Source organism: uncultured Sulfitobacter sp., assembly GCF_947499945.1.
Taxonomy (GTDB): domain Bacteria; phylum Pseudomonadota; class Alphaproteobacteria; order Rhodobacterales; family Rhodobacteraceae; genus Sulfitobacter.
This window is the reverse complement of record NZ_CANMQD010000015.1, coordinates 1-11225: the sequence shown is the minus strand read 5'-3', so window position 1 is coordinate 11225 and position 11225 is coordinate 1. Positions and strand designations below refer to the sequence as shown.

Sequence of the window (11225 nt, the reverse complement as noted above, 5' to 3'; positions counted from 1 at the left end):
AGGGAGGAGTATGCCATGACAACCTATAATGTAGCCCTGAATTTCGAGGATGGCGTCACCCGCGTCATTCAATGTGATGACGACGAAATGGTGACCGAGGCCGCCTTTCGCCAGAAAATCAACATCCCCATGGATTGCCGCGATGGCGTCTGCGGAACGTGCAAGTGCTTTGCCGAAAAGGGCGAGTTCGAGCTTGAATTCTACCTTGATGAAGCGATGACAGAGGAAGAAGCCGCCGAAGGTTATGTTCTGACTTGTCAGATGTCACCGCTGAGCGATTGTGTGGTTCGAGTGCCTGCAACGTCGGCAGTGTGCAAAACCGCGCCTGAGCCTGTCGCGGGTGAGGTCCTTGGCGTGGACCGGCTATCCGAGACGTCTTTTGGCCTCCGTGTGAAGATGGCCAAGACAGTAGGTTTTCTGCCCGGTCAATATGTGAACGTCAGCGTGCCGGGCACGGACAAGCACCGCTCTTATTCGTTCTCGTCCAAACCGGGAGCGGATGAAGGCCAGTTCCTGATCCGCAACATCCCCGGCGGCGTGATGAGCAGCTATCTGGGCGAGCGCGCCAAGGGGGGCGATGCAATCACGCTGACCGGCCCGATGGGCACATTCTATTTGCGCCCGATGGAGCGTCCACAGCTGTGGCTGGCCGGTGGTACCGGGCTCGCCCCCTTCCTGTCGATGCTGGAGCATCTGGCAGAGCAGGGCAACGAGCAGCCGATCACGCTTTATTATGCAGTCACCCGCGCAGCAGACCTTGTGGAACTGGACCGCGTGCAAGCGCTGGCCAAGCAAATCGGCAATGTCACCGTCATCACGGTTCTGGCTGCCGCAGAGGACGCGCATGAACGTAAGGGTTTCGTCACCGATCACGTCTCTGCGGAGGATCTGAACGGCGGTGATGTTGATGTCTATCTGTGTGGCCCGCCGCCTATGGTGGATGCCGTTCGCGGACACTTCGGCACGCTGGGTGTTGAGCCTGCCAATTTCTATTTCGAAAAGTTCAATCCGACTGAAACAGAGGCGGATGCCGCATGAGCCGCCGCTTTGACGATAAGGTGATGGTCGTGACCGGTGCCGCCCAGGGCATCGGCCGCTGCGTGGCCGAGCGTGCGGCGGGTGAGGGTGCAAAGGTTCTGATCGTCGACCGCTCGCCCGCGCGCGATGAAGTGGTGGCAGCGATCCACGCCAAAGGTGGTGTAGCAGAGGCGATCAATGTCGATCTGGAGACATGGACCGGCTGCTACGAGGCGATGCAAAAGGCCCAAAGCCTCTGGGGCAGGATAGATATTCTGGTCAACAACGTGGGCGGGACCATCTGGGCCAAACCATATGAGCACTACGAGCCCGAGCAGATCGACGCCGAGGTGCGCCGCTCGCTGTTCCCGACCCTTTATTGTTGCCGCGCCGCGATCGAGCGGATGCTGCCGCAAGGGTCAGGCGTGATCGTCAACGTCAGTTCCATCGCCACGCGTGGGTTGAACCGTGTGCCTTACGCAGCGGCGAAGGGCGGCGTGAATGCCATCACTGCCAGTTTGGCTTGGGAAATGGCTGAGCGCGGTATTCGCGTTGTAGCCACGGCACCGGGCGGCACCGAAGCCCCCGAACGTGTGACCCCGCGCAACCCGAACGCAGAGCAGGAACAACGCGCGGACTGGTACCAGACCATCGTCGACCAAACGATCCAGTCCTCGCCCATGAAACGATACGGAACACTCGACGAACAGGCAGGGCCAATCCTGTTTCTGGCGTCGGATGATGCCTCCTACATCACGGGCCTCACTGTGCCCGTGGGCGGCGGCGACCTTGGATAGGCCGACATAAGAACGGTCTGATAATCAACTGGAGGAACCAAAATGAAAACGACAACACTGGCGGCCCTTGGCCTTGCCACCACAATCGCGACCACAGCCACCGCCGAGGATATCAAAATCGGCCTGCTGCTGCCCTATTCCGGTGTCTATGCGGCACTTGGCAACGAGATTGACGCAGGCTTTGCGCTGGGACTGGAACAATTTGGTGGCGAGACAGATGCCACCTTCGAGATCATTCGTGAGGATACCGAGGTCAAACCACCGGTCGCCCTTGGCAAAGCCAAAAAGCTGATCTTGCAGGATGAGGTGGATGTGATGACCGGCATCGTCAGCTCGGGCGTTCTGGGGGCTGTGCGTGATATGGTCCATGGAGCAGGTGTGCCGCTGATCGTGTCAAACGCGGGCAATGACGAGGCGACGGGCGCCGACTGCTCCCCCTTCATCACACGCATGTCGTTCTCCAACGGCCAAGTGAACCGCCCGATGGGGATCTGGATGTACGAGCAGGGTATCCGCAAGGTCTATACCCTTGCACCTGACTATGCGGCCGGTCGTCAAATGATCGAAGCATTCGAGGCCACATTCACTGCCGCAGGTGGCGAGATTGTCGGGCAGGATTTCACGCCCTTCCAGAAAACACAGGATTTTGGCCCCTACCTGACCCAAGCCAAATCCAGCGGTGCCGATGCGGTCTATGTGTTCTATGCAGGCGGCGAGGCGATCTCCTTCGTTAAGCAATACGACAGCTTTGGGCTGAAGGCTGAACTGCCGCTCTATGGCTCGGGGTTCCTGACATCATCGCTTTATGTGAACGCCCAAGGTCCTGCGGCTGAGGGTGTAATCGCGGCGTCACATTACGTCCCAACAATCGAAAACGATGCGAATGCGGTCTTTGTTGACGGTTTTACGGCCAAAATCGGCCGCGCTCCGTCCGAGTTTGCGGTTCAAGGCTATGATGCTGCACGCGCGCTGATCGAGGCGACAAAGGCGGGTGCGACAGACCGCGCTTCGCTTGCTGCCGCCCTGCGTCAGGTCACGTTCGACGGACCACGCGGCACATTGTCGATTGATCCTGCTACCAACAACATCGTTCAGCCGATCTATGTCTACGAGACTGTCGCAGGTGCAGATGGTCTCACGCAAAAAGTTCTGGCCCAGCTGCCGTCCGAGGCTGATCCGGCCAATGGCTGCGTGATGGATCCAGTATCTAACTAAAACAACAACCCGGCTGCGTTTTGTGGCCGGGTTTTTCATGTGGGGGAGGTCCTAAAATGACAACCGATCTTGGCTTCTGGACGCTACAGGCGCTCAATGCGCTACAGCTGTCGATGCTCTTGTTTCTTCTATCCGTCGGCCTGACGGTGATCTTTGGCCTGATGCATTTCGTGAACCTTGCCCATGGTGCGCTTTATGCCCTTGGTGCCTATTTCGCGGCTTCTGTTGCTGCGGTCTGGGGCTACTGGGCGGCGTTTTTACTCGCGCCTGTGGCTGTCGCGGGGGTGGGCGTTCTGCTTTATTCCGGCTTCATCCAGCGGATGCGCAAATCGGGGCCGATGGCGCAGGTTTTGGTGACATTTGGCCTGATTTTCGTGCTGTTGGATATGACCCGCATCATCTGGGGTGATCTGCCTCTCGCGATTGAAGTTCCAGCAATGCTGGGCGGGCGGCTGGCCTTCCTCGGTGTCGAGTATCCGACGTACCGCTTGTTTATCATTGTTCTTGGCCTCGTCGTGTTGGCTGGTCTCGCCTTCGTTTTGGGGCGGACGCAGATCGGCGCGATGATCCGGGCTGGCGTCGACAACGACGAGATGGCCGCCTGTCTGGGCATTAACGTAGAGCGCCTGTTTTTCTGTGTTTTCTGTGTGGGATGCGCGCTTGCTGGATTGGCTGGTGCGGTGGCTGCGCCGCTGCTCAGCGTCTCGCCCGATATGGGCCTGCAAATTCTGATCCCCACGCTGATCGTGATCGTCATCGGCGGTCTCGGGTCGCTCAAAGGCGCTGTTGCAGGCTCGCTCATCTACGGCTTTGTGCAGACTTTCGGGGCCGTGCTGGCACCGCAACTCTCTTCTGTTCTCATTTACGCCCTGTTGGCCGCGGTCCTTGTGATCAAGCCTGTGGGCCTCTTTCCGGCGAAAGGATAGACCATGTTCCATCACACGCCCTTGCGATATGCGGCCTTGGTGCTTTTGGCATCGGGCGCGCTGTTTCAGGCTTTTACAGCTCAGTATTTCGGGTTGGAAATTCTGACCGAAATTCTCATCCTCGCCATGTTGGTGCTGGCGCTTGATATGGTGGCTGGATTTGGCGGCATGGTATCCCTGTGCCACGGCGCGCTGATGGGGGTTGGTGCCTACGGCTATGCTGTGCTCTCCACCACGGCAGGTCTCACCCCGCCAGTAGCGATGGCGGCGGCCGTGGGTATCACCGCTGGCATCTCATGGGTCATTGGTGCGATCTGTTCGCGCAGCCATGGCATCTATTTCATCATGGCAACACTCGCCTTTGGCCAGATGGCCTATTCCTATGTGTTCGAGGCGCCGATTTTTGGCGGTGATGACGGCTTGGGGGGGATTGAACGTCTTGATCTGTCCGCCGTCGGTATTGATCTGAACGACACGCGCACATTCGCATTGTTTTGCCTTGTCGCCCTTGCCGCGATATACGGGCTGGCGGTGATGGTCCTGCGCTCGGGGCTTGGCCGCTCCTTCTCGGGTGTGATGCACAACGAGCAGCGGATGCGCGCATTGGGCCTCACTGTCTGGCGGGTAAAGGCGGATGTCTTTGGCCTGTCGGGCATGATCGCAGGCTTTGCCGGTGTACTGGCAGCTCAGCATATAATGTATATCTCGCCCGGATTGATGGCCTGGACCGTCTCAGGCGAAGCCCTTGTTGTCGTGATCCTTGGCGGGCTTGGCACATTGGTTGGGCCGCTGGTGGGAGCTGCAGTCTTTGTAGTGCTCAAGCACGAGCTGAGCTCCCTCACGACCTACTGGCACTTGATCGTGGGCGTCATTCTGATCGGTGTCGTGATGAGCCGCGCCAATGGAATTTTCGGCTTCATTGAGGATTATTTCGCAGCGCGCAGCAAAGCTGCTGTCGCCACACCCAAAGCCACGGAGGTGACAAAAGATGCTTGAGACACGCAACTTAGACAAGAGCTTTGGCGCGGTGCATGTCACCCGCGATGTCTCGCTCAAGCTTGAGCGCGGCGAGCGGCGGGTCATCCTTGGGCCGAACGGGGCGGGCAAGACAACGCTGTTCAACCAGCTGGTTGGTGAACTGACGCCCGACAGAGGCACGGTGCATCTGGCGGGTGAGGATGTAACAGCATTGCCCGTGGCAAAGCGCGCGCGGCAAGGATTGTCGCGCAGCTATCAAAAAAACACCCTGTTCGACGGGCTGACCGTTGAAGAGAACCTCGGCCTTGCGGCTGCGATCCATACGGGCAATGCAACCACGTTCTGGTCGGACAGCCTTGGCAAAGCGGAGGTGCGCGAGATCGTCAAGGATGTGGCCAATCAGGTCGACCTGATGCCGTTCCTGCATGCAAAAGTCTCGCAGATCAGCTATGGTGTGCGGCGTCAGCTGGAGGTCGGTGTGGCGTTGGCCACGCGTCCGCTGGTTCTGTTGATGGACGAGCCGACGAGCGGTGTGGGGCCGGAGATGGCCAAAGGTTTCCATGATCTGCTGAACAATCTGCCGCGCGATCTGACCTTGTTGATCATCGAGCATGACATGGACCTCGCTTTTGACGTGGCCGATACGATCACCGTGCTGAACTATGGCGAGGTCGTCTTTGATGGGCTGCCGGATGCTGCACGCGGGTCTGATCTGCTTAAAGAAATCTATTTGGGGAGCTGGGAAGATGCTTGAACTGAATGCAGTGAATTCCGGCTACGGCGAAACACAGGTTCTGTACGGGATGAACGTCACCGCGCAATCTGGCCGTGTGCTGGCCATTCTGGGGCGCAACGGGGCGGGCAAATCCACCACGCTCAAGACGATCATGGGGTTGCTGCCGACCAAATCGGGCACAATCACATTCGACGGCGCCCCCATCGCCAAACGCCCTTTTGACATCGCCAAATCAGGCATCGCCTATGTGCCCGAGACGCGCGATATCTTTCCCTCCCTCAGCGTGCGCGAAAACCTCGAGATCGCCTCGAAACGCTTTGGCGACGGCGCGTGGACGATCGAGCGGGTGATCGACCTGTTCCCGCGGCTGGGCGAGCGGTTGGACAATGGCGGCATGCAGTTGTCGGGTGGAGAGCAGCAGATGCTGGCGATCGCTCGCGCTCTGCTGATGAACCCGCGCCTGCTGGTGCTGGATGAGCCGACAGAGGGGCTTGCCCCGATCATCGTGAAGCTGATCCATGACAAATTGCAGGATCTGCGCCGCGAAGGCCTGTCGATGGTGCTGGTCGAGCAGAACTTTGGCTTTGCCACATCGCTGGCAGATGACGTCGTCGTCGTGGGTAAGGGCCAAGTGGTCTGGAGCGGGAGCGCCGATGAAATCCGTGCCGATCATGAAACACAGCACAAATGGCTGGGTGTCTGAACCCGGAGAGGTGTGGGTTTTACCGCGCCTCGCGCGCAACGCTTTGTGCTACCTTGATGAAGTTCTGCACATGGACACCCTGTTCGTCGACGCGGTAGTTGACGGATAGGGATGTCCGCGCAATCTCCGGCTCGATCCGCAGGAACTTGATCCCGTTGCGCGGGGCAGAACCTACAGAGCTGGGCACGACACAAACCCCTTCGCCAATCGCCACAAGGCTCAGCGCGGTTTGCAGGTCCATTGTGAACACCCGCTTTGGCACAGGAAACCCTGCTTCTGTACAGGCGTTGATCACCGTATCGGCATAGCTGGGGCGGGGGTATTCAGGGTATAGGATCAGGTTGTGCGTCTCCAATCGCCGAAGGTCGGCGACCTCACGCGTGCCTGTATCCAGCGTGTCGGGAAGTGCCAGGATCAAATCCTCTTTAACCAAATGCTTTACCGCAAATTCGGCATCATCCAGCGCAGGACGCGCAACAGCCACATCAATCATGCGCGCCACCAGTTGCTGTCGCAGCTGGGCGTTGTTCATCGGCTGTAGGCTCAGGTTGATCGCGGGATAGGCAGCGCGGAACGCTTTGACTATGTTCGGCAAAATACCGTAGGTAGAGGAGCCAACAAAGCCGATACGCAAACGCCCTTCCGCCCCTTGGCCAAGCCTGCGCATTTCCAGCTTTGTGTCATCCAGGAGGGCAAGGATCGCGCGGCTGCGCTCCAGCAGTTTCTCGCCCGCTTGGGTCAGGCTGATCGCACTGCGCCCGCGGTTGAATAGGACCGCTTCCAGCTCCTCCTCGATCTGTTTGATCTGTCGGCTCAGCGGCGGTTGCGCCATATCCAGCCGCTCTGCGGCGCGGCCAAAATGCAGCTCCTCCGCGACGGCAATGAAATAGGTCATCTGTTTGAAGTTCATTTTCCCTCCCGTGAAAATGCAGGTATCCGCAAACTGCCCTCCCAAGCGATCGTATGCGGTTTGCTACCTTAGACCGCGTGTTTGCATAAAAAAAGGCCCCCGCATCAGCGGAGGCCAGTCTCAGGGAGATATCTTAGTTTATTCGGCCGCGATGGCCTCTGACTTGATGACAAAGTCGAACTCGAAGTGCAGGTCTGTCTTCAACTCGGGTGCTGCTTTCTTGAACGTGCCGATCAGGCTTTCCTTGACAGCGAACACGCTATCATCGTCGAGCCATTTGCTCTCGGCGTCGTAGATCTGGCTGATCAGGGGGCGGAAGCCGTCTTTGGAAATTATAAAGTGCATGTGCCCCGGACGGTTGGGGTGGTGACCCATATAGCGCAGCAATTCGCCAGCGGTTTCATTGTCGGGGATCGGGTAAGGCACGGGGCGCACGGCGACAAAGGCATAGTGGCCATTCTCGTCCGTCTCGAAGCGGCCGCGCAGGTTGTATTCCGGCTGGTCAGGGTCGAGGTTTTCATAGACGCCGTTCGGCGCATCTTCCCAGACGTCCATCTGGACACCGGCCACGCCATTGCCGTTTGCGTCACGAATGTAGCCCTCAAAGTAGGCAGTTTCTTCGTTGTCATAGTGCTTTTTGATAGTCGAGGCGCCTTTTGGCAACACCGGCGGGTTCTCGCGGTAGAAGGGGCCAAGCACGGTGCTTTCGCTCTCGGGTCCGTCAACGGGGTTGGACAACATATCCACCAGCACTTCGACGCCCAGAATGTCACCCAGCAGGATGAATTCCTGACGGTTCTCGTCACAGGTCTGGCCTGCGCGCTTGAGGTATTCGCAGCCCTCAAGGAATTCGCCGTGTTGCAGGTTCACGTCTTTGCAAAACCCGTGCAGGTGACGGATGAGCGATGACATGATCTCGCGCTGGCGGTCGGTGATGTCACCGTGCTGGCCCAGACTTGCGATAACGACGTCGCTGATGTTGTCGATGTTAACGATACCCATTTTTCTTCCTCCAAAGTGGCAATGTTGGTGCCGGTTTGGGCGCCGCGGTGGGCGACCCTTGGTGTATACCGTCTGCGAAAGGAGCAGATGATCCAATGCCGTGGGCGGTATTGCGTAATACCCGCATCGGTATGGCGGTAAAGCCCGCCCTCATGGCACCACAGTGTCAGGGATATGAAGAGGAGAGCCAGATGATTGAGACATTCCACACCATGCAGGCAAAGCTGGAGGCCACGCCGCATTTGCTGCGCCTCGGGCGCTTGTTCTCCGAGACTGTCCTCATTCAGGTGGGGTCTGACGAGATATATCTTACTTTCGAGAAGGGTCACTTGACGCAAGTGACCGAAGGCCCCAGCCGCAAAACACCGTGGCGCTTTGCCCTGCGCACTGATGCAGAGGCGCTGGCGCAGTTCTGGCAACCGCTGCCCGCACCGGGGTTTCACGACATCTTTGGTCTGTTGAAAATCGGCCGCGGCACTATTGATGGTGACATCCTGTGCCTCGTCAAAAACCTGCGCTTTTTTAAAGAATTCATGGCGCTGCCCCGCGCCGAACGGGAGGACGCCGCATGAGCATCGAACCGATCACAGGCCGCTACCTCACCGTCACCGTTGAGGGCGCGCCGCGCAGGATTTATTTCGAGGAAGCGGGGCAGGGCCGTCCTGTCTTGTGCCTGCATACTGCGGGTGCGGACACGCGGCAATGGCGGCATCTCATGAATGATGAAGGAATTACGGCGAACAATCGCATGATTGCTTTTGATCTTCCGTGGCACGGCAAATCCTTGCCGCCTGAAGGGTTCGAGACAGAGGAATACCTGCTCACCACCGAGGCCTATATCGAGACAGTCCTTGCCGTGATTGAAGGGCTGGGGCTGAACCGCCCCGTGCTTGCAGGCTGTTCGATGGGGGGGCGTATTGCACTGCAACTTGCGGCGCTACATCCGGATAAATTCAGCGGTTTTATCGCCATCGAGGCGTCGGATTTCCAACCCGCTTGGTATGACATCGACTGGTTTCACCGTCCCGATGCTCATGGTGGCGAAATGGGTGCGGCGCTCGTCTCTGCCAATATCTCGCCCTATGCGCCCAACGCCGAGCGTTGGAATACGCTGTGGATGTTCATGCAAAGCGGTCCGGGCGTGTTCCGTGGGGACCTGAGTTTCTACACCAAGGATGACAGTCTGATTGCCCGTTTGGGGGATATCGACACAGTCAAAACGCCAGTTCATCTGATCGTGGGTGCATATGATCTGACTTGCACGCCCGAGGACGCGAAACGCACGGCCGATGCCATTGACGGTGCAACCCTTGCGGTGATGGACGAGCTGGGCCACTTCCCGATGAGCGAGCATCCTGTGGGGTTCCGTCCCTTCTTTGTCGACGCGCTCAAGCGGATGCCAGAGGCAGATGCACCATGAGTAATCCCTGCATCATCTGCGTCGCCATCACAGGATCATTGCCGACAAAAGCCAACAACCCCGCCGTGCCTGTGACAGTCGCCGAGCAGATTGAAAGCACGCATGAGGCGTTCGAGGCGGGGGCCACCATCTGCCATGCCCATGTTCGCAACGATGACGAGACGCCCTCATCTGATCCCGAGAAATTCGCGCGCCTCAAGGAGGGGCTGGAGAAACATTGTCCGGGCATGATCATCCAGTTCTCGACGGGTGGACGTTCGGGCGCGGGGGAGACGCGTGGTGGGATGCTGCCGCTTTCGCCTGATATGGCCTCGCTGTCTGTTGGGTCCAACAACTTTCCGACCCGTGTGTATGAAAACCCACCTGATTTGGTCGACTGGCTTGCAGCCGAAATGCTCAAGCATGACGTGAAGCCCGAGATCGAGGCGTTTGATCTGTCGCATATCTTCAAGGCCAAGGACATGGCCGACAAGGGCCAGCTGGCGGGTACGCCTTATGTGCAGTTCGTCATGGGTGTGAAGAACGCCATGCCTGTGGACCGTGATGTGTTTGATTACTACATCCACACCGTGCGCCGCCTGTTTGGGGCAGATGCGCCTTGGTGCGCAGCGGGGATCGGTGCGCAGCAGTTCACACTGAACGACTGGGCGATCTCCTCGGGTGGTCATGCGCGCACAGGTCTGGAGGATAACGTCCGCCTTGATCGCGACACGCTGGCCCCGTCGAATGCGGCCCTCGTGACCCGAGCAGCGCAACTGTGCGAGAAATACGAGCGGCCCGTGGCCAACTGGCGGCAAGCCCGCGCGATCCTTGGATTGAAAGGAGTGTCAGCATGAAAAAGGTATTCGAGACAGCGCAGGCAGCGCTCGACGGGGTGCTGGGCGATGGCATGCTCATTGCGGCGGGCGGCTTTGGCCTCTGCGGCATTCCCGAATTGCTGATCGATGGAATCGTAGCGCATGGTGCCAAGAATCTGACCGTCGCGTCCAATAATGCAGGTGTGGATGATTTCGGTTTGGGCAAACTGCTCGCCACCCGTCAGATTTCCAAAATGATGGCGTCCTATGTGGGCGAGAACGCGGAATTCATGCGGCAATACCTGTCAGGTGAGCTGGAGCTGGAGTTCAACCCGCAAGGCACATTGGCCGAGCGGATGCGCGCAGGGGGTGCAGGTATTCCGGGGTTCTATACCAAAACCGGCGTGGGCACCGTGATTGCCGAGGGTAAGGACGTCAAGAACTGGTGCGGTCAGGATTACATCCTTGAAGAGGGTATCTTTGCCGATCTGTCCATCGTCAAAGCATGGAAGGCGGATGCGACGGGCAACGTAATTTTCCGCAAGACCGCGCGCAATTTCAATCCGCCTGCGGCCATGTGCGGCAAGGTCTGCATCATGGAGGTTGAAGAGATCGTGCCTGTTGGCAGCCTTGATCCTGATCACATTCACCTGCCCGGCATTTATGTGCATCGCATCATTCAGGGCACCCATGAAAAGCGGATAGAGCAACGCACAGTGAGGAC

Annotated in this window: 13 protein-coding genes; 11 read left to right on the top strand and 2 right to left on the bottom strand. The window is 58.5% G+C overall.

What is annotated here, in order from left to right; translation table 11 throughout:
* From benC to Q0775_RS19830, 7 genes are all read left to right on the top strand, one after another.
* Window positions 1–1038, top strand: a 1038-nt coding sequence (gene benC / locus Q0775_RS19860; RefSeq protein WP_366863726.1) for a benzoate 1,2-dioxygenase electron transfer component BenC, incomplete at its 5' end; no start/stop codon positions are given.
* Window positions 1035–1814 (top strand): benzoate diol dehydrogenase BenD, encoded by a 780-nt coding sequence (benD, locus tag Q0775_RS19855; protein WP_298865355.1) that lies wholly within the window; start codon window positions 1035–1037, stop codon window positions 1812–1814. The genes benC and benD, both read left to right, overlap by 4 nt.
* A 42-nt stretch (window positions 1815–1856) precedes the next feature.
* On the top strand, window positions 1857–3029 hold the full coding sequence (locus Q0775_RS19850; RefSeq protein ID WP_298865352.1) for an ABC transporter substrate-binding protein: 1173 nt from the start codon (window positions 1857–1859) through the stop codon (window positions 3027–3029).
* A 56-nt stretch (window positions 3030–3085) separates the two neighbouring features.
* Entirely contained in the window at window positions 3086–3955 is an 870-nt protein-coding gene (locus tag Q0775_RS19845; RefSeq protein WP_298865349.1) for a branched-chain amino acid ABC transporter permease, read from the top strand.
* Window positions 3956–3958: 3 nt separating this feature from the next.
* Entirely contained in the window at window positions 3959–4951 is a 993-nt protein-coding gene (locus Q0775_RS19840) for a branched-chain amino acid ABC transporter permease (protein ID WP_298865344.1), read from the top strand.
* Window positions 4944–5687 carry an ABC transporter ATP-binding protein gene (locus Q0775_RS19835; protein WP_298865341.1) on the top strand — a complete coding sequence of 248 codons (744 nt, stop codon included), beginning with the start codon at window positions 4944–4946 and terminating at the stop codon, window positions 5685–5687. Before Q0775_RS19840 ends, Q0775_RS19835 begins: the two co-directional genes overlap by 8 nt.
* Window positions 5680–6372 carry an ABC transporter ATP-binding protein gene (locus tag Q0775_RS19830; RefSeq protein ID WP_298865338.1) on the top strand — a complete coding sequence of 231 codons (693 nt, stop codon included), beginning with the start codon at window positions 5680–5682 and terminating at the stop codon, window positions 6370–6372. The genes Q0775_RS19835 and Q0775_RS19830 overlap by 8 nt, the downstream gene beginning before the upstream one ends.
* A 19-nt stretch (window positions 6373–6391) precedes the next feature.
* Here the strand turns inward: Q0775_RS19830 and Q0775_RS19825 are convergent, their stop codons facing one another.
* Together Q0775_RS19825 and Q0775_RS19820 are read right to left on the bottom strand one after the other, a co-directional pair.
* Window positions 6392–7282, bottom strand: a complete 891-nt coding sequence (locus Q0775_RS19825; RefSeq protein ID WP_298865335.1) for a LysR family transcriptional regulator — start codon at window positions 7280–7282, stop codon at window positions 6392–6394.
* A gap of 138 nt (window positions 7283–7420) precedes the next feature.
* Complete coding sequence (locus Q0775_RS19820) at window positions 7421–8284, bottom strand: dioxygenase (protein ID WP_237272080.1); 864 nt, start codon at window positions 8282–8284, stop codon at window positions 7421–7423.
* 191 nt (window positions 8285–8475) lie between these two features.
* On the opposite strand from Q0775_RS19820, the gene Q0775_RS19815 reads away from it, so the two are divergent.
* From Q0775_RS19815 to Q0775_RS19800, 4 genes are all read left to right on the top strand, one after another.
* On the top strand, window positions 8476–8856 hold the full coding sequence (locus tag Q0775_RS19815) for a hypothetical protein (RefSeq protein ID WP_298865358.1): 381 nt from the start codon (window positions 8476–8478) through the stop codon (window positions 8854–8856).
* On the top strand, window positions 8853–9704 hold the full coding sequence (locus tag Q0775_RS19810) for an alpha/beta hydrolase (RefSeq protein WP_298865332.1): 852 nt from the start codon (window positions 8853–8855) through the stop codon (window positions 9702–9704). Before Q0775_RS19815 ends, Q0775_RS19810 begins: the two co-directional genes overlap by 4 nt.
* The gene (locus Q0775_RS19805) at window positions 9701–10540 is read left to right on the top strand and encodes a 3-keto-5-aminohexanoate cleavage protein (protein WP_298865330.1); all 840 of its coding nucleotides are present in this window, start codon (window positions 9701–9703) and stop codon (window positions 10538–10540) included. The genes Q0775_RS19810 and Q0775_RS19805 overlap by 4 nt, the downstream gene beginning before the upstream one ends.
* Window positions 10537–11225 (top strand): CoA transferase subunit A (locus Q0775_RS19800; RefSeq protein WP_298865328.1); only part of this gene is annotated, 689 nt, incomplete at its 3' end. The genes Q0775_RS19805 and Q0775_RS19800, both read left to right, overlap by 4 nt.